Below are 19,123 nucleotides of genomic sequence, written 5' to 3'. Positions count from 1 at the left end.
ATCCGCGCAAGACGGATCGCGACGGGAGGAGACAGACCATGACCGCCATACCCCGCCCCTGGCTGCTGGCCGGGGCGATCGCCCTGGCCGCCGCGGGCGCCACCTGCAGCGTGCAGGCGGCCGAGAAGATCACCTGGAACCTGTCGACCTGGGGCCCGCAGCGCGCCTACACCGCCGGCATCGAAGCGATGGCCGAGCAGGTGGAGAAGGCCAGCGGCGGCAACTTCACGATCCGGATCCACTACAGCGAGGCGATCTCGCCGGCGAAGGAGAACCTGGACGGGCTGAAGATCGGCGCCTTCGAGATGGCGACGATCTGCACCGCCTATCATCCCGGCAAGAACCCGGCGATGACGACGCTGGACCTGCCGTTCCTGCCGCTGCCGACCCTGAAGATCCAGCAGGACGTGTCGGAGGAGCTCTACAAGGAAGAGGCGATCAAGAAGGAGATGGCGCGCTGGAACGCCGCCGTCACCTTCCGCTCGCTGCTGCCGCAGTCCGAGTTCATGGGCAACGGGCCGGCGCCGCTGAAGCTGGAGGACTGGAAGGGCATGCGCGTGCGCGCCCTGGGCGGTACCGGCCAGGCGATGACCAAGCTGGGCGCGGTGCCGACCACCGTCCCGGCGCCGGAGGTCTATACCGGCATCGAGCGCGGCATGTTCCAGGCGGCGGCCTTCCCGTTCAGCTACTCGCACGGCGCCTATAAGATCCACGAGGTGTCGAAGTGGTACACCTTCAACATGGCGCCGGGGTCGAACCACTGCCCGACACTGCACAGCATCACCGCCTTCGAGGCGCTCCCGGCCGAGTACAAGGAGATGCTGATGGCGACGAAGGAGCCGGCCTACGAGGCGCTGATCGCCGGATACAAGGCGGCCGACGACAAGTGGATCCCGATCTTCGACAAGGCCGGCCTGACGCGCATCACCTATGACGACGCGCAGCTGGCCGAGCTGCAGGAGAAGGGCGCAAAGCCGGTCTGGCAGGACTGGGCGAAGGAGATGGACGGCAAGGGGGTCCCCGGCCAGCACCTGCTGGACGTCGTGCTGAAGGCGGCGAAGCAGGCCTCGGGCTCCTGACCCGGCCGCCGCCCACGTTTACTTCGGCAGGGGCGATGCATAGGTAGCTCGGACCGATCCGAGGAGCCACGCCATCGCCCCCGCCGCCCGCACAACCGTCCGCACGTCCCGCCGATGCATCCGCGCGCTGGCCGCCTTGGCGATGGTGGCGGTCTCGGCCGCGAATCCGGCCGGTGCCGCGGAAACGATCGAGGTCGCGGACGGCCGGCCGGTGGCCGTGCACCGGCCGGCGGAGGCCCCCGACACCCCGATGCCGCTCGTCCTGGTGCTGGCGGGCGGCGGCGATACGGCCGAGGACGTGCTGAAGCGCCAGGGCTGGACCGGCACGGCCGACGCCTCCGGTTTCGTCGCGGCCGGCCTGGAGGCCATGCCCGCCGACCCCGGTGCCCCGGCACAGCCGCTCCGCAACCCGCGCGTCTGGACCGACGGCTCGGCGCCGCCCGCCGCAAAGCCGCGGCCGGACGACGTGGCCTATGTGCGCGCCGCCATCGAAGCGGTGTCGCGGCGCCACCCGATCGATCCCGGCCGCATCTATGCCGTGGGCTTCGCCGACGGCGGCGGGATGGTCCAGCGGCTGGCGGTCGAGATGCCGGGCCGCCTCGCGGCGGCGGCGTCGGTCGCCGGCCATCTGCACGTTCCCGGCAACGGCGAGCGGCCGCCGCCGCTTCTCCTGATCTTCGGCGGCAGCGACCCGCTGGTGCCGCTGAACGGCGGTCAGGTCTCGGCGCCCGGCATCTCCGACCACCGTCCGCCCGCGGTGCTCGCCACCGTCGGCCGCTGGGTCGCCGCACTCGGCTGCCCGGACGCGCCGGCCGCGGCGGTCGACGGGCCGCGCGTCGAGCGCCGGCTGTGGGCGCCCTGCGCCGGCGGCGGCGAGCTGGCTGTCGTGCTGGTGCGCGACCTCGGCCATCACTGGCCGGGCAGCGGCGGCGGCGGCCCCCTGCCGGCGCGCCTCGCCGGGCCGACCAGCGACGCCGTCGACGGCACCGCCGAGATCTGGGCGTTCCTGCGCCGGCACGCGCGAACCAGGGGCGCGGCCGCGCGCTGAAAATGCGCCGGCGCGTAGATTCGAATCAGTCGCTGGCGCCAGACCCGTAGGCTATAACCGCCGCCATGCGCACCGAGACACGCACTCGCGCCGAGGAGATCCGCCTGCGGCTGGCCGACGATATCGTCTGCGGCCGGCTCGCCCCGGGCATCGCGCTCGAGGAGGAGGAACTGGCGCGCCAGTTCGGCGTGTCGCGCACGCCGGTGCGCGAGGCGATCCGCCAGCTGGAGGCGATCGGCCTGGCCGTGGCGCGGCCGCATCGCGGCGCCGTCGTGGCGCCGATCACCGGGGAGCGCCTGGACGAGATGTTCGCGGTGCTCGGCGAGCTGGAGGCGGTGTGCGCGCGGGAGTGCGCGACGCGCATGACGGGCGGCGAGCGCAGCGCGCTGTCGGCGCTGCACGAACGCATGCGCCGGGCCGTGCGCGACGGCGAGCTGGAGGCCTATGCCGGCCTGAACGACTCCTTCCACGACGCGATCGGCAACGGCAGCGCCAACGGCTTCCTGACCGACCTGACGCTCTCGGTCCGCGCGCGCCTGCAGCCCTTCCGCAAGGCGCAGTTCTATGCGTCGCTGGAGCGGCTGAGCCAGTCCTGGGCGGAGCACGACCGGGTGGTCACGGCCATCCTGCAGGGGTCCGGCCCGGCGGCCGAGAACGCCATGCGCGACCATATCCGCACGTCGCGCCGCAACTACGACGTGATCGCGCCGCGCGCGGTGAGCCGCATCTGAGAAGTGTGGGCCGGCTTGCCATCGAACGGCGGGGTGCGCTATGGCAGCAGGCGTCGATGCGGACGTGGCGAAATCGGTAGACGCAGCAGACTTCAATTGGAGTGCCCGCGGGGAAATCCGCGGCGTAGAACCGCTCAAAGTCGGGGAAAGCTGAGGGGCCGCGGCCCGATGCCGATCCCGAGCCAAGCCCCGGCCGCGCCGCCGGGGAAGGTGTAGAGACTGGACGGGCGGCGCCTAACGCCGGTGCGACGCGCACCGGCCAGGGCGAAGGGACAGTCCAGACCACGAACGCCGGCCGCACGCGCCGGCGGCGGCGAAAGCCGAAGTGGTACGAAAATCTGCCTCTCTCAGAGAGTACGGGTTCGAGTCCCGTCGTCCGCACCACGTTTCCGCCGCACCTACGCGAAGTAGTGCGGCACGAAGCGGCTGGTGTTCTTGGTGACGGCGTCGTCGTCCTCGCGGATGCCGATGCCGGCGGGCTGCGAGGCGATGACCCAGGAGCCGATGACGGCGCGGTTGCCGCCGAAGTCGGCGAGCGGCGCGAAGCCCTGGTAGACCTCGCCGGGGCGGGCGTCGGTCAGGCCGCCCGGGTGGACGACGACGCCCTGGCCTTCCCGGCCGAGGGCGGGCTTGGCGACCACGGGTCCCGCTATGTCGCGCGGGTCGAGCGAGGCGGGCAGCAGGTTCGGGTGGCCCTCGAACATCTCCCACAGGATCGGCAGGATCGCCTTGTTGGAGAGGACCATCTTCCACGGCGGCTCGATCACCTGGAGCCGCGACGGGCCGATATAGGCACCGAAATTCTCCTCGATCAGCCACTCCCAGGGATAGAGCTTGAAGAGGCTGCGGATGTGGCGGTCGTCGGCGTCGACGAAGCCGAGCCCGTCCCAGCCGATCTCGTCGATGAAGAGGAAACGCGTGTCGAGCCCGGCCTGCAGGGCGGTGTCGCGCAGATATTCGGTCGTGCCGAAATCCTCGTCGTGGTCGCGCACGCAGGTGAAGTACAGCGTCTCGGCGATGCCGTACTTGCCCCAGGCCTCGACCAGCTTCTCGTGGATCGAGTTGAACTGGTCGTCGTCGGGGCGCAGGGTCTGCAGCCACTCCCACTGCACGACGCTCGCCTCGAACAGGGCGGTCGGCGTGTCGGCATTGTATTCGAGCAGCTTCGGCGGGCCGCTGCCGTCGAAGCTGAGGTCGAAGCGACCGATCATGTTGCGGTCGAAACGGCGCCAGCTCTCGTCGATCAGGCCGTGCGCCGCCTCGGGAATGGCGAGCCGGGTGTAGAGGCCCTCCTGGACGACGCGGTCGACCGCCAGCAGGCAGATGCGCTCCAGTTCCGCCGTGGCGTCCTCGATCGCGTCGATCTCGGCCGCGGAGAAGCGGTAGCAGGCGTCCTCGGTCCAGTAGCGCTGGCCGTCGATGGTGTGGAAGCGGAAGCCCATCGCCTCCGCGCGCTCGCGCCAATCGGCGCGCGGTTCGATCGCGATCCGCTCCATGCCGTCCCGCTCCCTGGCTTATCCGCTCTCGGTCGTTCCGCCCCCGCCGGTCAGCTCGACGAGCTGTAGCCGGACCGGCCGAAGCCGCCGCGCGCCACGTTCTGCTGGCGCGCCATCTCGAACTTCGGCACGCCGACGCTGCCCGCGGCGCGCGCCGGCGGCGGCATGCGCGCGCTGTCGAGACGGCCGACGGTGCGGTCGCGGCCGGTATAGGCGTTGTTCTGGGTGTCGCGGTAGATCGGCGCCGCGGCATAGCCGCCGCCCATCATCCGGCCCATCATGAAGCCCATCATCGCCGGCATGAACCAGCTGCCGCCGCCGGCGTTCGCCTGGGCGGGGTCGCCCTCGGCCGCGGTCTGGCGCGGCGCGGGGGTGCAGTTCTCGACCCCGAACTCCGCCTCGCACTCCTCGCGGTTCGCGAACTTCGGCGCCGTCTCCACATGGGCCGTCTCGGCGCGCTTGTAGGCTTCGAGACACTCCTTCTGGTCGTAGGAGGATTCGCAGGCCTGCGCGTCGGTGAAGAGCTGGCCTTTCGTGGCCACGTCGACCGGATCGTCGCAGCCGGAAAGCATGAAGGCGCCAGCACTGCCCAGCAGCACGAGACGGATGGAGCGGGAGCGTTTCATGCGGTTTTCCTGCCTTCTGTCGAGCCTGACGGAATGTGGTGCGGCAACACGCGAGATTGAAGGTTCGCCGATACCTACCATGTCTCTGCCCAGGGCGATGCTCCGACCATGTGCGTCGGCGGACATTTCGTGCCGGGTGGCGTGATCGCTTCACCGCACGCGCTCACCGGCACAGGAGTCTGGCACTCGGGATGCGAGAGTGCTAAAAGCTGCGCCAGCGATTTCAGATCGTGAGAAGGAGACACCACATGCCGGCATTCAAGCCGTTGCACGACCGCGTACTCGTGAAGCGCATCGAGCAGGAAAAGAAGACCTCCGGCGGGATCATCATCCCGGAGACCGCCCAGGAGAAGCCGCAGGAAGGCGAGATCGTCGCCGTCGGCCCGGGCGCCCGCGACGAGAGCGGCCGTCTGCAGCCGCTCGACGTCAAGGTCGGCGACCGCATCCTGTTCGGCAAATGGTCGGGCACCGAGGTGAAGATGGATGGTCAGGAATTCCTGATCATGAAGGAGTCGGACATCATGGGCGTCGTCGCCTGACCGGCTGACCGACCTCCCGTTCCGGCCCTCTACTCTACAATCCAAGGACAGAAACACATGGCAGCCAAAGACGTGAAGTTCGGCGGCGACGCGCGCGACCGTATGGTGCGCGGCGTCAACATCCTCGCCGACGCCGTCAAGGTGACGCTCGGCCCGAAGGGCCGCAACGTGATCATCGACAAGGCGTTCGGCGCGCCGCGGATCACCAAGGACGGCGTCAGCGTCGCCAAGGAAATCGAGCTTTCCGACAAGTTCGAGAACATGGGCGCGCAGCTCGTCAAGGAAGTCGCGACCAAGACCAGCACCGAGGCCGGCGACGGCACGACGACCGCCACGGTCCTGGCCCAGGCGATCGTCCGCGAGGGCGTGAAGGCGGTTGCCGCCGGCATGAACCCGATGGACCTGAAGCGCGGCATCGACATGGCCGTCGAAGCCGTCGTGAAGGACCTGCAGTCGCGTTCGCGCAAGGTCTCGACCAACGACGAGATCGCCCAGGTCGGCACGATCTCCGCCAACGGCGACCGTGAGGTCGGCCGCATGCTCGCCGAGGCGATGCAGAAGGTCGGCAACGAGGGCGTGATCACGGTCGAGGAGGCCAAGAGCCTCGAGACCGAGCTCGACGTCGTCGAGGGCATGCAGTTCGACCGCGGCTACCTGTCGCCGTACTTCATCACCAACGCCGAGAAGATGATCGTGGAAATGGAGGACTGCTACATCCTCCTGCACGAGAAGAAGCTCTCCGGCCTGCAGCAGATGCTGCCGGTGCTCGAGGCCGTGGCGCAGAGCGGCAAGCCGCTGCTGATCATCGCCGAGGACATCGAGGGCGAGGCGCTGGCGACCCTGGTCGTCAACAAGCTGCGCGGCGGCCTGAAGGTCGCGGCGGTGAAGGCCCCGGGCTTCGGCGACCGCCGCAAGGCGATGCTGGAAGACATCGGCGTCGTCACCGGCGGCGAGGTCATCTCCGAAGACCTCGGCATCAAGCTGGAGAACGTGACCCTCGACATGCTCGGCCGCGCGAAGCGGGTGCGCATCGACAAGGACAACACGACGATCGTCGACGGCAACGGCGGCACGGACGATATCCAGGCACGCTGCACGCAGATCAAGGCGCAGATCGAGGAGACCTCCTCGGACTACGACCGCGAGAAGCTGCAGGAGCGTCTGGCGAAGCTCGCGGGCGGCGTCGCGGTCATCCGCGTCGGCGGTTCCACCGAGATCGAGGTGAAGGAGCGCAAGGATCGCGTCGACGACGCGATGCACGCAACCAAGGCGGCGGTCGAGGAAGGCGTCCTGCCCGGCGGTGGCACCGCGCTGCTGTACGGCACCAAGGCGCTGGACGGCCTGAACCCGGTGAACAACGACCAGAAGGTCGGCGTCGACATCATCCGCAAGGCCCTGCAGGCTCCGGCGCGCCAGATCGCCGAGAACGCGGGCGCCGACGGCGCGGTCGTCGCGGGCAAGCTGCTCGAGCAGAACGACACGAACTTCGGCTACGACGCCCAGACCGGAACCTATGGCGACCTGGTGAAGGCCGGCATCATCGACCCGACCAAGGTCGTGCGCCTCGCCCTCCAGGACGCCGCGTCGGTGGCGGCCCTGCTGGTCACCACCGAGGCGATGGTCACCGACCGTCCCGAGAAGAACGGCGGCGGCGCTGGCGGCGGCATGCCCGGCGGCATGGGCGGCATGGGTGGAATGGGCGACATGGGCGGCATGGGCTTCTAAGCCCGGCGCTCAGGTAAGCCGGCCACCCGGCCCGAGCTCACGCTCGACGCCGGACCACGACGAGGAACCCCGCCGCCGTACCCACGGCGGCGGGGTTTCTTTTTGCGTGGCGGCGCGGCCGCGGTACCGTCCGCGACTGCGGCCCGGGCCTTCCATCCCACCCGATCGGTCCCTTCCGATCGATTGGAGGGGCGACCCTTCCGCCAGCCGAGGCGTTCGCCCGAGATGCTGTCCGTCTTCGACCTGATCGCGATCCTGCTGGTGCTGACCGCCCTGTTCGGCTGGGTCAACCATCGGCTCATCCGCCTGCCGCACACCATCGGCCTGTTGATGATGGGACTGGTGGCCTCGCTGGTGCTGGTCGGCGTGGAACTGCTGTTTCCCGACGAGACGGTCTACGAGCAGCTGATCGACCTCCTCCGGCGGATCGACTTCCAGAGCACCGTGCTCGAAGGCATGCTCGGTTTCCTGCTGTTCGCCGGGGCGCTTCACGTCGACCTGGCCGTGCTGCGCAGCCGTGCCTGGGCCGTCGGATCGATGGCGACGCTCGGCGTGCTGATCTCCACGGCAATCGTCGGCGTCGGCTTCTGGCTGGCGGCCGGGGCGCTGGGCGTGGCGCTGCCGTTCACCTGGGCGCTGGTCTTCGGCGCGCTGATCAGCCCGACCGATCCGGTCGCGGTGCTGTCGACCCTGAAGGCGGTCCGCGTCCCCGAAACTCTCGAGACCGACATGATCGGGGAATCGCTGTTCAACGACGGCGTCGGCGTCGTGATCTTCACGGTGGTCCTGGCGGTGGCCGCCGGCGCCGCCGGCGAGGGCATCGATCCCCTGCATGTCGCCGAACTGTTCTTCGTCGAGGCGCTGGGCGGTGCGCTGCTGGGTCTCGCCGCGGGCTACGTCGCGTACAAGGGGATGGAGGCGATCGACGACTATCCGATCGAGGTCCTGCTGTCGCTCGCCCTGGTGACCGGCACCTACGCGCTGGCGACGCACCTGCATCTCAGCGGGCCGATCGCCATGGTGGTCGCCGGCCTGCTGATCGGCAACCACGGCCAGCGCCACGCCATGAGCGACCGCACCCAGCGCTACCTCTTCGGCTTCTGGACGCTGATCGACGAGATCCTGAACTCCGTGCTGTTCCTGCTGATCGGCCTGGAGGTGCTGGTGCTGCGGTTCGACCTGTCGTTCCTGTGGCTCGCGGCGGCCGCCGTGCCGCTCGTCCTGTGCGCGCGCCTCGCCGCCGTCGCGGTGCCCGTCGGGCTGCTGTCGCGGACCCAGCGGTTCATCCCGGGGACGATCCCCTGCCTGACCTGGGGCGGGCTGCGCGGCGGCATCTCGGTCGCCCTGGCGCTCTCCATCCCGGAGGTCGCCGAGAAGTCGACGATCCTGGCGGCGACCTACACGGTGGTGATCTTCACCATCGTCGTGCAGGGCCTCAGCCTGCGCGCCCTCGTGGCCCGCGTCGTCAGGTCCGACGGATGACCCGCGGCCGGCTGGTACGCTTCGCGCGGGAACTCTACGAGGGCGGCACGCCGCGCGCGCACGCCTTCCGCTACGGGCTGCTCGTCTTCGACATCGTCACGATCCTGTTCGTCATCGCGACGTCGTTCCTGCCGCACACCGCGACGACCGAGGCGCTCGACGCCGTCTTCGGCCTGCTGATCCTCGCCGACTTCACGGCGAGAATAGCCATCGCCCGGCGCAGGACGGCGACGCTGCTCCACCCGATCAGCGTCGCCGACATGGCAGCGATCGTGTCGTTCCTGATACCCTTCACCGGTGCCGGCCTCGGCTTCCTGCGCGTCCTGCGCACCCTGCGCCTGCTGCACACCTACCAGATGCTGGGCCGTCTGCGCGGCGACTTCCGCTTCTTCCGCCGCAACGAGGAGATCCTGGTCGCCGTCGTCAACCTGCTCGTCTTCATCTTCGTCATGACGGGGCTGGTCTACGAGACCCAGCACTGGAGCAATCCCGACATCGCCAACTATGCCGACGCCCTGTATTTCACCGTCACGGCGCTGACGACGACGGGCTTCGGCGACATCACCCTGCCCGGCACGGGCGGACGGCTGATATCGGTCGCGATCATGATCGTCGGGGTGACGCTGTTCCTGCGCCTCGCCCAGGTGCTGTTCCGGCCGACCAAGGTGCGGCACGAGTGCCCGACCTGCGGCCTGACCCGCCACGACCCCGACGCGGTCCATTGCAAGCATTGCGGCGAAACCCTGCACATCGAGACCGAGGGTGCGCTCTGAGAATCGGGCGGTAGCCGGCCTGCGCGTCTCGCGACACCGGGGTGCCGATTGACACCGCGCTCGATTGGCCGACACGATGTCCGGACAAGCAAGATGTCCGCACGGTTCACGCGCGGACGACAAAACATCAGGAGGAGACGCGGATATGCTGCATGGACTCATGCGAGTGGCCGCGCGGGCGGTGCTTCCGGCGGTCGCCCTGGGCATGCTGTCGACCGCCCAGGTCTCGGCGCAGACGCCGGCCGTGCCGGATTATTATCCCGCCGACTACGCGAAGATGATCGAGGCGTCGAAGAGCGAGGGCGATCTCCTCGTCTACTCGATCATGGCCCAGTACAACTGGGCGCCGGTCCTGGAAGACTTCAAGAAGCTCTATCCCTGGATCAACGTCAGCACGCTCGACCTCAACAGCAACGAAGTCTTCACGCGCTACTATGCCGAGCGCAGTTCCGGGGCGAAGACGACGGACCTGATCGTCAGCGCCAACGTGGACGGCTGGCTGGAGTTCTTCGACAAGGGCGCGGTCGAACCCTACGCCTCGCCCGAGGAGAGCAAGCTGCCGAAATGGGCGAAGCCGCACGACGGCGCCTATGCGGTCTCCACGACCCCTTTCACGATCGTCTACAACAAGCTGGTCCTGCCCGAGGACAAGCGGCCGCGCGGCATCCAGCACCTCGCCAAGCTGATCGAGGAGAACCCGGCGCTCTTCAAGAACGCCATCGGCGGCTACAACGTCGAACTGTCGCCCTTCGCCCAGGCCGTCAGCCTGGCCTATCTCGCCAAGACCGGCGAGGCCGGGCAGAAGGCGCTGGAGACCGTCTGGAAGCAGACGCGGCCGGAGATGTCGACCGGGCCGATGATGGCGAAGCTCGCCAGCGGCGAATACAAGGTCCTGTACTTCGGCTCGGGCGTCGTCGTCTTCCCCAAGATCAACGACGCGGTCAACAAGAAGGTGATGGGCTGGAACTTCATCGAGGACGGCACACCGTTCTTCCTGCGCCTGATGGCGATCCCGAAGGGCGCGCCGAATCCGAACAGCGCCAGGCTGCTGCTCGACTTCATCCTGTCGCACACCGGACAGGCGGCATTCGGACGCGGCGGCCTGACACCCTACCGGCCCGGCGTAAAGAAGGAGGAGGTCGCCTTCTACACCTACGAGTCGATCCGCGAGGAACTGGGCGAGGAGAACCTGTCCTTCATCGACTACGACCCGGCGATGGTGAAGAAGATCCCTGGCCTGGTCGAGCGCTGGAAGCAGGTCACGCAGTCCAAGTGAGACCGGCCCGGTCCGGGGGCTGAGCCGCCGGACCGGGCATCGACCTGGCCCGACCGACAACGGGAACGCAGATGGCCACCATCGCCGAAGCACCGGCGGCGAACACGCCGGTGCCGATGTTCGACCGCAACGTCGCGATCCAGTGGGGCATTGCCGGCATCACGCTGCTGCTCGTCGTGCTGCCGCTGCTGCCCGTGCTGTACCAGGCGTTTCTCGACAAGCCGCTCTACGACGAGACCGCGACCCTCTCCCTGAGCAGCTTCTCGCGGCTCGTCTCGGCGCCCGACTTCGCCGAGATCGTGACCAATACCGCCTGGTTCGCGGTCGGCACGACGATCATCGCCCAGGGGCTCGGCGTCCTGGGCGCCATCCTGATCGGCCGCACCGACGTCCCCGGCCGCGCCTTCTTCGGCGACCTGCTGCTGTGGCCGGTCTTCCTGTCGCACCTGGTCATGGCCTTCGGCTTCTTCAGCATGTACGGCCCGTCCGGCTACGTGACGCTGTTTGTGCAGAACCTGATCGGCTTCGAGCCGTGGAACCTCTACACGATCGGCGGCATGGCGGTGGTGGCCGGCATCGCCCAGGCGCCGCTCGCCTATCTCTACTGCATCGCGGCGGCGAGTTCGGCCGATCCCAACCTGGAGGACGCCGCGCGTTCGGTCGGTGCGGGCACCTGGACCGTGCTGCGCAGCATCACCCTGCCGCTGATGCGGCCGGCGATCATCTACGGCACGGTGATGAACTTCGTCATCGCCATCGAGATGCTGTCGATCCCGCTGGTGTTCGGCGGGCCGGTGCAGATCGAGACCTTCACGACCTGGCTCTATCACAAGGTCTTCATGGCGGCGACGCCGGACTATGCGCTGATCGCGGCGGCGGCGTTCCTGCTGCTCGGCGTGGTGGTGCTGCTCCTGCTGCTGCAGGGCCGCCTGATGCGCCATGCCGGCCGGTTCGTCACCGTCGGCGGCAAGGCGACACGGCCGCGGCGCTTCCCGCTCGGCAAGTGGCGCTGGGTCGCCTTCGGCGGCCTCGTCTTCTACGCCGTCTTCGGCATCGTCGTCGTCCTGGGCGGGCTGGCCCTGCGCTCCGTCACGGTGCTGCTGACGCCGCTGCTGCCGATCTGGGACATGTTCACCTGGCAGCATTACGAGGTGATCTTCACCTACCCCGTCTATATCCGCTCCATCTACAACACGATCATCATCGCGCTCGCGGTCGGCCTGATCGGCACCTTCCTGATCGCCCTGATCGCGCTGGTCGCCAACCGGTCGCAGTTCCGCTTCGGCCGGCTGCTGGAATATGTCGCGATCACGCCGCGCGCCGTGCCGGGCATCATCGCCGGCATCGGCATCTTCTATGCGATGGGCCTGTTCCCGCCGCTGGGCTGGCTGCGCAACACGGTGGCGCTGCTGGTGATCGCCTACCTGATGCGCTACCTGCCGACCGGCTTCGGCGCCATCGCGCCGGCCCTCACCCAGATCAGCGCCGACCTCGACAACAGCGCCCGCACGATGGGTGCCGACTGGTGGCGCGTCTGCCGTTCCATCCTGTTCAAGCTGCTGAAGCCGGCGATGTTCTCCTGTTTCGCCCTGCTCTTCATCATGAGCCTGAAGGAGTATGTGACGGCGGTCTTCCTGTTCGCGCCGGGGAGCGAGGTCATCGGCACGACCATGCTGCAGTTCTGGGTGAACGGCGACAACGGGCCGGTCTCGGCGCTCGCCACGATCCAGATCCTGATCACCGTCCTCTTCGTCTACGGCGCCCGCAAGCTGATGGGAGTGCGCATCTATGGCTGAACTGCGGGTCGAGGGTCTGGTCAAGACCTTCGGCGAGGTGCGGGCCGTCGACGACGTGTCCTTCACCGTCGCCGACGGCGAGTTCCTGACGCTGCTGGGGCCGAGCGGCTGCGGCAAGTCGACGACGCTGGCCGCCGTCGCCGGCCTGGACCGGCCGGACGAGGGGCGGATATCGCTGGGCGGCAACGTCTTCTTCGACGGCGCCACCGGCCGCTTCGTCCCGCCCGAGGGGCGCGAGATCGGCCTGGTGTTCCAGTCCTACGCGCTGTGGCCGCACATGACGGTGCGCGAGAACCTGGAGTTTCCGCTGAAGCTGCGGAAGGTCTCCAAGGCCGAGCGCGACCGGCGCATCGACGAGGTGCTGGCACTGGTCGAGATGCAACCCTATGCCGCGCGCTATCCGCACGCCCTGTCGGGCGGCCAGCAGCAGCGCGTGGCACTGGCGCGGACGCTGGTCTACCGGCCGAGCCTGCTGCTGCTCGACGAGCCGCTGTCGAACCTGGACGCCAAGCTGCGCGAGCGGGCACGGACCTGGCTGCGCCACCTGCAGAACCAGGTCGGGGTCACCACCGTCTACGTCACCCACGACCAGAGCGAGGCGCTGGCGCTGAGCGACCGGATCGCGGTGATGAACGCCGGCAAGATCGTGCAGCTGGCCGACCCGTGGACGATCTACGAGCGGCCGCTCGACCCGTTCGTGGCGGACTTCATCGGCTCCAGCAACTTCTTCCAGGGCGAGGCGCTGGAGGCGTCGGACGGCAGCGTGCGCGTGGCGATCGCCGGCCTGCCGCCGCTCTCGGCGATCACGCCGCACAGCATCCGCGCCGGCGAACGCGTCACCGTCTCCGTCCGGCCGGAGCGCATCCTGCTGGCGGGCCTCGCGAACGCGCCCGGCTTCGACGGCGGCACCGTATGGCAGGTGCGCATCGAGGAGCGCACCTATCTGGGCGCGCGCCACCAGACGCTGGTCCATGCCGGCGAGCACAGCTTCCGGGTCGAGGCGGACCAGGCGGCGACCGGCGAAGCCGGGTTCGCGCACATTCCGGCGGAAGCCTGTATCGTATTCCCGGCCCGCCTGGCCTGATCCCACTTCACGCGAACGACCGGACCCACCGATGCCCCTGCCGAAGATCGAATTCGAACCCGATGCCGCGGGGCCGCTGCGCGGCATCCGCGTGCTGGACTTCTCCCGGCTCGTCGCCGGCAACATGGTCAGCCTGCAGCTCGCCGACTACGGCGCCGAGGTGGTGAAGGTCGAGGCGTGCAAGCGCGGCGACACGCTGCGCGACTGGAAGGAGAAGGGCCTTTCCGTCCACTGGAAGGTCTATGGCCGCAACAAGAAGAGCATCACGCTCGACCTGAAGTCGCCGCAGGCGCGACAGGTGATTCTGGACCTGCTGCCGAAGTTCGACGTGCTGATCGAATCCTTCCGCTTCGGCTATATGGAGCGGCTCGGCCTGGGGCCGGAGCAGCTGCACGCGGTCAACCCGAAGCTGGTGATGGTGCGGGTGTCGGGCTTCGGCCAGACCGGACCCTACTCGCCGCGGCCCGGCTTCGGCACGCTGGTCGAGGCGATGTCCGGCTTCGCCTCGCGCAACGGCTTCGAGGACCGCGAGCCGGTGCTGCCGCCGCTCGCCATGGCCGACATGATCGCCGGCCTCTACGGCGCCATGTCGACGGTAATCGCGGTGCGCGACATCGAGCAGAACGGCGGCACGGGCCAGGTCATCGACCTCAGCCTGCTGGAATCGATCTTCTCGATCCTGGGGCCGGAGGCGGCGATCCACCGGGTCACCGGCAAGAAGCGCCGCCGCGTCGGCTCGGCCTCGGAGCAGTCGTCGCCGCGCAACGTCTACAAGACCAGCGACGAAGGCTGGGTCGCGATCTCGGCCTCGACCCAGTCGATGACCGAGCGCCTGTTCCGCGCCATCGGCCGCGACGACCTGAACCGCAATCCAGAGTTCGCGACCAACGCCGAGCGCATCAAGCGCCGCGACGTCGTCGACGGCATCGTCGGCGGCTGGATCGGCGCGCGGACTCTGGACGAGAACATCCGCTTCTTCGAGGAGCAGGGGGTCACCGCCGCCCCGGTCTACGACATCGCGCAGTTCATGGAGGACCCGCACGTCCAGGCGCGCGGCATCCTGGTCGAGGCGCCGGACGACGAGATGGGCACGGTGCCCATGCACCTGCCGGTGCCGCGCCTCAGCGGCACGCCCGCCAAGCTGCGCACCCCCGCCCCCGACCTCGGCCAGCACAACGACGAGATCTACGGCCTCGTCTACGACGCCGACCGCATCGCCGCGCTGAAGGCCGACGGCGTCATCTGATTTCAGGAGCCGCTCCGATGGATCCCTACAAGAAAGACCTCCCCCTCTGGCGCTCGCTGCTGTTCGTGCCGGCGAACGTGCGCGCCTATGTCGAGAAGGCGCACACGCGCGGCGCCGACGGCATCATCCTCGATCTGGAGGACAGCGTGCCGCTGGCCGAGAAGGCCAACGCCCGCGGCATGGTGGCCGAGGCGGCGAAGCTGGTGTCGCGCAACGGCGCCGACGTGCTGGTGCGGGTGAACGCGCCGCTCGAACTGTGCGTGCGCGACCTGGAGACGGTGGTCTCGCCGGAGATCTGCGCGCTGCTGCTGCCCAAGATCGACAGCGCCAGCCATGTGCGCCTGCTCGCCGAACTGGTCGACCGGATCGAATCCCAGAAGGGCATGCCGATCGGCCACACCAAGTTCTCGATCCTGGTCGAGACGGCGAGCGCCTTCGCCCGCGTCGAGGAGATCGCCATGGCGCATCCGCGCATCGTCGCGGTCGGCCTGGGCAGCGAGGACTTCGCCCTCGACACCGGCGGCCTGCCCGATCCGGACGTGCTGCTCTACCCGAAGCAGCGCGTCGCGATCGCGGCGCGCGCCGCGGGCGTGCTGCCGATGGGCATCATCGGTACCGTCGCCGACTTCAACGACGAGGAGGGCTATCGCCAGGTGGTCCGCAACTCGCGCCGCTTCGGCTTCGCCGGCGCGTCCTGCATCCACCCGAAGGTCGTGTCGATGCTGAACGACGGCTTCGGCCCGACCGCCGAGGAGGTGGCCGCGGCGAAGCGCGTCGTGGAAGGCTTCGAGACCGCGAAGGCCCAGGGCCGCGCCTCGATCACCGTCGACGGCAAGATGATCGACTACCCCATCGTCGACCGCGCCGAGCGCCTGCTGGCGCTGGCGGCGCGGATCGAGGCGAAGGTGAAGCGGGCCTGAGTTCGCCCGGTGGCGGCCACGGCGCCCGTCACATTACCTTGGCGACCTCGAAATGCATGCCGTCGCGCCGGGTGAAGTGGCCGCCCCAGTAGAAGCCGTGCGCATGCGCGATCTCGACCAGTTCGCGCACGCATCCCTCCTTGCCGAGGAGGGCCGGCACAGCGCCGAGGCCATTCCACTTCACATTGATGTCGAAGGCCGTACCGAAGGCATGGTTGCTGAGACTAGCGCCGCCGCGGACGAGGCGCGGGACGTACGAGCCCGCCCAGGTCAGGACCCGTGGACGCAGCCCGGCGCGATCCCAGGCAGACCACAATGCGCGCGTCTGATCCGCCACCAGCCGATGCATGAAGATCCGGCCGGAACCCGGCGCACCGTCGACGCCGCGCAGTTCCGGGACCACCACCGGCACTATGTTCGCCTGCGCCCATCCGTCGGTCACCCGGATGTTTTCGAAGTTGCCCGGGACCGGCTCGTGCACGAAGGCAAACGCTCCGAAAATGGCCTGGCGGGCCGCAGTGCCGACGAGCGGCGGAAAGTCCGGCTTGGCCGGCCAGTCGGGGCCGTTCCTGTCCAAGGAGCCGACGGAAGCGATCGACGTCGCCGCGTCGGGCATGCCAAGCAAACGGGCCTTGGCTTCGGTTTCCCGGTCGAAGCGGCCGGTCGCGGCGAGGCCGTGCACTTCCTGAAAAGCCCTCACGGCCGCCTCGGTGTCTTCGCCGAAGATTCCGTCGACGCCTTGTGGATCGAAGCCTTTGCCCGTGAGGAAGATCTGCAACGTCTCGACCGCATCGCCCCTGTCACCACGCTTCAAGACGGCCATGGCTGCCTCCGATGCCTATGCAACGCACGGGATCGTACGCCCGATCCAGTCCGAGGCGGTGAGCACGGTCACCCTGCGGACATCACAACGGCGGCATCGGTGCGTGTGAAAACGGCTTGACAAGCCTGCGCCGGCGCGCCCCAATGTCAGGACAAATCGAGGCGTGGAGGTCGGCTGAAGCTGGCAACACCCGCCCGGAAGCTGGAGGAAACTGTGCGGCGGGCGCCAGCCCCCGCGCGCATTTCGCTTCCGCGCCGCGGGTCCCGCGGCACGTAGGGAGACAGGCGCGCATGGGCGATACGGCTTTCGGCTTCGTGGACTGCGACGTCCATCCGGCCGCGCCGGACATGAAGACCCTGGTGCCGTATCTCGACGATTACTGGCGCGAGACGGTCGTCACCCGCGGCATCGACGGGCTCGAACTGTCGTCCTTTCCGCCGGGCGCCAAGGCGCACGGCCGGCCGGACTGGCGACCCGACATCGGCGGCAAGCCGGGATCCAGCCTGGACCTGATGCGCGCCCACCTGCTCGGCCCGTTCGACACGCGCTTCGCCATCCTGAACTGCATGCACGGCGCGCTGGCGCTGTTCAACGCCGACCTCGCCGCCGCACTGGCGAAGGCGGTGAACGACTGGATCGCCGCCGAGTGGCTCGACCGCGAGCCGCGCCTGCGCGCGTCGATCGTCGTGCCCGGGCAGGATCCGCACCTCGCCGCCGAGGAGATCGAGCGGCGCGCTGGCGACCGGCGGTTCGTCCAGGTGCTGATGCTGGTCTCGCACGACATGCCGCTCGGCAAGCGGCACTACTGGCCGATCTACGCGGCGGCCGAGAAACACGGCCTGCCCGTCGCCATCCACGCCGGCAGCGGCTATCGCCAGCCGACCACGGCGAACGGCTGGCCCTCCTATTTCGTCGAGGACTATGTCGCGCAGTCGGCCTCGTTCCAGAACCAGCTGCTGAGCCTTGTGGCGGAGGGCGTGTTCGCCAAGCATCCCGGCCTGAAGGTCGTGCTGACCGAATCCGGCTTCACCTGGCTGCCGAGCTGGACGTGGCGCGCCAACAAGACGTGGCGCGGCGTGCGGCGCGAGACGCCCTGGGTCGACCGGCCGCCGTCCGAGATCGTGGCGGAGCATGTCCGCTTCACGCTGCAGCCGACCGACGAGCCGCCGGAGCCGGCGCTGTTCGAGCGGGTCGTGGACCAGATGGGCTCGGACGCGCTGCTGCTGTTCTCGACCGACTATCCGCACTGGCATTTCGACGAGGACAGGGCCCTACCGCAGGGGCTGTCCGCGAGCCTCGTCGCGAAGATCGCGCGGGACAACCCGCTCGCGACCTATCCCAGGCTAGGGGAGACCGTGCAATGAGCGTCGACACCCTCGACCGGCCACGCGACGGCGCCGCAACCGGCGCACAGGCGAAGCTGTCGGTGATCGATTGCGACATCCATCCGATGCTGCGGTCGCCGAAGAGCCTGCACCCCTTCCTCTCGACGCGCTGGCGCGACTTCGTCGACAGCTACGGCCCGCACACGCGCCTGCCGTTCCTCGGCAGCCCCGCCTATCCGAAGGCGACGCCGGCCCTGTCGCGGCGCGATTCCTGGCCGCCGAACGGCGGGCCGCCGGGCAGCGACCTGGACTTCATGCGCGAACAGCACCTGGACCCGAACGGTGTCGAGTACGGCATCCTTCAGGTGCTGTATCCGGCGGTGAAGGACCAGCGGAACCTGGAGTTCGCGGCGGCCCTGGCGCGCGCCGTCAACGACTGGCAGGTCGAGGAATGGGCGCGGCCCGAGCCGCGGCTGAAGGCCTCCATCTCGCTGCCCTGCGAGGACCCGGAGGCGGCGGTCGCCGAGATCGAGCGGCGCGCGGGAGACAAGCATTTCGCCCAGATCTTCCTGACCGCGCGCACCAGCGAGCCGCTCGGTCGCAAGCGCTACTGGCCGATCTTCGAGGCCGCGGCGCGGCACGGCATCCCGATCGGGATCCATTCCGGCGGCGCCAACGGCGTGCCGCTGACGCCGGGCGGCTGGCACTCCTTTTATATCGAGGATCATTTCGGCAACGCGGTTGCGATGCAGACGGCGCTGGCCAGCATCGTCTTCGAGGGCGTGCTGGAACGCTGGCCCGACCTGAAGATCGTCGCCGTCGAGGCCGGCTTCGGCTGGGTCCCGACCTGGACGTGGCGGATGGACCGCCAGTGGGCGCGCTTCCGCGACGAGGTCCCGCACGTCGCGCACCCGCCGTCCACCTACATCAAGCGCAACATCTGGTTCTCGACCCAGCCGATCGAGGAGACGGACCGCCGCCGCGACCTGCGCGACACGCTGGAGTGGGTCGGCTACGACCGAATCGTCTTCGCGACGGACTATCCGCACTGGGACTTCGACGATCCGCGCTACGCCTTCAAGGTGGCACTGACCGACGAGCAGCAGCGCAGCATCTTCACCGGGAACGCCCGCGCGGTGTACGGGCTGGCCTGA

General features: G+C 68.9%; 17 protein-coding genes. 14 read left to right on the top strand and 3 right to left on the bottom strand.

What is annotated here, in order from left to right; translation table 11 throughout:
- The first annotated feature begins 38 nt into the window (after positions 1 to 38).
- The 3 genes from dctP (at position 39) to ABIE65_RS09005 (ending at position 2,858) form a co-directional block, all read left to right on the top strand.
- Positions 39 to 1,079, top strand: coding sequence for a TRAP transporter substrate-binding protein DctP (dctP, locus tag ABIE65_RS09015; RefSeq protein ID WP_354077194.1), 1,041 nt, complete (start codon positions 39 to 41; stop codon positions 1,077 to 1,079).
- A gap of 142 nt (positions 1,080 to 1,221) precedes the next feature.
- The gene (locus ABIE65_RS09010) at positions 1,222 to 2,127 is read left to right on the top strand and encodes a CE1 family esterase (RefSeq protein ID WP_354077193.1); all 906 of its coding nucleotides are present in this window, start codon (positions 1,222 to 1,224) and stop codon (positions 2,125 to 2,127) included.
- 65 nt (positions 2,128 to 2,192) lie between these two features.
- Positions 2,193 to 2,858, top strand: a complete 666-nt coding sequence (locus tag ABIE65_RS09005; protein ID WP_354077192.1) for a GntR family transcriptional regulator — start codon at positions 2,193 to 2,195, stop codon at positions 2,856 to 2,858.
- Between the two features lie 398 nt (positions 2,859 to 3,256).
- On the opposite strand, the gene ABIE65_RS09000 is transcribed toward ABIE65_RS09005, so the two are convergent.
- Positions 3,257 to 4,354 carry a glutathionylspermidine synthase family protein gene (locus ABIE65_RS09000; protein WP_354077191.1) on the bottom strand — a complete coding sequence of 366 codons (1,098 nt, stop codon included), beginning with the start codon at positions 4,352 to 4,354 and terminating at the stop codon, positions 3,257 to 3,259.
- 50 nt (positions 4,355 to 4,404) lie between these two features.
- Positions 4,405 to 4,980, bottom strand: coding sequence for a DUF1190 domain-containing protein (locus ABIE65_RS08995; protein ID WP_354077189.1), 576 nt, complete (start codon positions 4,978 to 4,980; stop codon positions 4,405 to 4,407).
- A 248-nt stretch (positions 4,981 to 5,228) separates the two neighbouring features.
- Here ABIE65_RS08995 and groES point away from each other — a divergent pair, with 248 nt between their 5' ends.
- The 9 genes from groES (at position 5,229) to ABIE65_RS08950 (ending at position 15,821) form a co-directional block, all read left to right on the top strand.
- Complete coding sequence (groES, locus tag ABIE65_RS08990) at positions 5,229 to 5,519, top strand: co-chaperone GroES (RefSeq protein WP_354077188.1); 291 nt, start codon at positions 5,229 to 5,231, stop codon at positions 5,517 to 5,519.
- Positions 5,520 to 5,576: 57 nt separating this feature from the next.
- A complete protein-coding gene (gene groL, locus ABIE65_RS08985) occupies positions 5,577 to 7,244 on the top strand; it encodes a chaperonin GroEL (RefSeq protein ID WP_354077187.1) in 1,668 nt (555 codons plus the stop codon).
- 225 nt (positions 7,245 to 7,469) lie between these two features.
- Positions 7,470 to 8,726, top strand: a complete 1,257-nt coding sequence (locus ABIE65_RS08980; protein ID WP_354077185.1) for a cation:proton antiporter — start codon at positions 7,470 to 7,472, stop codon at positions 8,724 to 8,726.
- Positions 8,723 to 9,499, top strand: a complete 777-nt coding sequence (locus tag ABIE65_RS08975) for a potassium channel family protein (protein ID WP_354077184.1) — start codon at positions 8,723 to 8,725, stop codon at positions 9,497 to 9,499. Before ABIE65_RS08980 ends, ABIE65_RS08975 begins: the two co-directional genes overlap by 4 nt.
- Before the next feature lie 145 nt (positions 9,500 to 9,644).
- Entirely contained in the window at positions 9,645 to 10,775 is a 1,131-nt protein-coding gene (locus ABIE65_RS08970; RefSeq protein ID WP_354077182.1) for an ABC transporter substrate-binding protein, read from the top strand.
- 71 nt (positions 10,776 to 10,846) lie between these two features.
- Positions 10,847 to 12,571: an ABC transporter permease gene (locus tag ABIE65_RS08965; RefSeq protein WP_354077181.1), complete on the top strand. Its 1,725-nt coding sequence runs from the start codon at positions 10,847 to 10,849 to the stop codon at positions 12,569 to 12,571.
- Positions 12,564 to 13,655 (top strand): ABC transporter ATP-binding protein, encoded by a 1,092-nt coding sequence (locus ABIE65_RS08960; RefSeq protein WP_354077180.1) that lies wholly within the window; start codon positions 12,564 to 12,566, stop codon positions 13,653 to 13,655. The genes ABIE65_RS08965 and ABIE65_RS08960 overlap by 8 nt, the downstream gene beginning before the upstream one ends.
- 31 nt (positions 13,656 to 13,686) lie before the next feature.
- Positions 13,687 to 14,901, top strand: coding sequence for a CaiB/BaiF CoA transferase family protein (locus ABIE65_RS08955; protein ID WP_354077179.1), 1,215 nt, complete (start codon positions 13,687 to 13,689; stop codon positions 14,899 to 14,901).
- A gap of 17 nt (positions 14,902 to 14,918) precedes the next feature.
- Positions 14,919 to 15,821, top strand: coding sequence for an HpcH/HpaI aldolase/citrate lyase family protein (locus tag ABIE65_RS08950; protein ID WP_354077178.1), 903 nt, complete (start codon positions 14,919 to 14,921; stop codon positions 15,819 to 15,821).
- Between the two features lie 28 nt (positions 15,822 to 15,849).
- On the opposite strand, the gene ABIE65_RS08945 is transcribed toward ABIE65_RS08950, so the two are convergent.
- On the bottom strand, positions 15,850 to 16,644 hold the full coding sequence (locus ABIE65_RS08945) for a peptidoglycan-binding protein (protein WP_354077177.1): 795 nt from the start codon (positions 16,642 to 16,644) through the stop codon (positions 15,850 to 15,852).
- 290 nt (positions 16,645 to 16,934) lie between these two features.
- Between ABIE65_RS08945 and ABIE65_RS08940 the strand changes: the two genes are divergently transcribed.
- Both ABIE65_RS08940 and ABIE65_RS08935 read left to right on the top strand, forming a co-directional pair.
- Complete coding sequence (locus tag ABIE65_RS08940; RefSeq protein WP_354077176.1) at positions 16,935 to 18,008, top strand: amidohydrolase family protein; 1,074 nt, start codon at positions 16,935 to 16,937, stop codon at positions 18,006 to 18,008.
- Entirely contained in the window at positions 18,005 to 19,123 is a 1,119-nt protein-coding gene (locus ABIE65_RS08935) for an amidohydrolase family protein (RefSeq protein ID WP_354077174.1), read from the top strand. Before ABIE65_RS08940 ends, ABIE65_RS08935 begins: the two co-directional genes overlap by 4 nt.

Origin of the sequence: Constrictibacter sp. MBR-5 (assembly GCF_040549485.1) — a bacterium.
GTDB lineage: Bacteria > Pseudomonadota > Alphaproteobacteria > JAJUGE01 > JAJUGE01 > Constrictibacter.
This window is presented reverse-complemented; position numbering and strand designations above follow the sequence as displayed.

Bases quoted from the DNA above. Each gene is read 5' to 3' on its own strand.
- ABIE65_RS08975 (WP_354077184.1), top strand. From the start codon at position 8,723: ATGACCCGCGGCCGGCTGGTACGCTTCGCGCGGGAACTCTACGAGGGC.
- groL (WP_354077187.1), top strand. From the start codon at position 5,577: ATGGCAGCCAAAGACGTGAAGTTCGGCGGCGACGCGCGCGACCGTATG.
- ABIE65_RS09000 (WP_354077191.1), bottom strand. From the start codon at position 4,354: ATGGAGCGGATCGCGATCGAACCGCGCGCCGATTGGCGCGAGCGCGCG.
- groES (WP_354077188.1), top strand. From the start codon at position 5,229: ATGCCGGCATTCAAGCCGTTGCACGACCGCGTACTCGTGAAGCGCATC.
- ABIE65_RS08970 (WP_354077182.1), top strand. From the start codon at position 9,645: ATGCTGCATGGACTCATGCGAGTGGCCGCGCGGGCGGTGCTTCCGGCG.
- ABIE65_RS08940 (WP_354077176.1), top strand. From the start codon at position 16,935: ATGGGCGATACGGCTTTCGGCTTCGTGGACTGCGACGTCCATCCGGCC.
- dctP (WP_354077194.1), top strand. From the start codon at position 39: ATGACCGCCATACCCCGCCCCTGGCTGCTGGCCGGGGCGATCGCCCTG.
- ABIE65_RS08955 (WP_354077179.1), top strand. From the start codon at position 13,687: ATGCCCCTGCCGAAGATCGAATTCGAACCCGATGCCGCGGGGCCGCTG.
- ABIE65_RS09010 (WP_354077193.1), top strand. From the start codon at position 1,222: ATGGTGGCGGTCTCGGCCGCGAATCCGGCCGGTGCCGCGGAAACGATC.
- ABIE65_RS08965 (WP_354077181.1), top strand. From the start codon at position 10,847: ATGGCCACCATCGCCGAAGCACCGGCGGCGAACACGCCGGTGCCGATG.
- ABIE65_RS08960 (WP_354077180.1), top strand. From the start codon at position 12,564: ATGGCTGAACTGCGGGTCGAGGGTCTGGTCAAGACCTTCGGCGAGGTG.
- ABIE65_RS08980 (WP_354077185.1), top strand. From the start codon at position 7,470: ATGCTGTCCGTCTTCGACCTGATCGCGATCCTGCTGGTGCTGACCGCC.
- ABIE65_RS09005 (WP_354077192.1), top strand. From the start codon at position 2,193: ATGCGCACCGAGACACGCACTCGCGCCGAGGAGATCCGCCTGCGGCTG.
- ABIE65_RS08935 (WP_354077174.1), top strand. From the start codon at position 18,005: ATGAGCGTCGACACCCTCGACCGGCCACGCGACGGCGCCGCAACCGGC.
- ABIE65_RS08950 (WP_354077178.1), top strand. From the start codon at position 14,919: ATGGATCCCTACAAGAAAGACCTCCCCCTCTGGCGCTCGCTGCTGTTC.
- ABIE65_RS08995 (WP_354077189.1), bottom strand. From the start codon at position 4,980: ATGAAACGCTCCCGCTCCATCCGTCTCGTGCTGCTGGGCAGTGCTGGC.
- ABIE65_RS08945 (WP_354077177.1), bottom strand. From the start codon at position 16,644: ATGGCCGTCTTGAAGCGTGGTGACAGGGGCGATGCGGTCGAGACGTTG.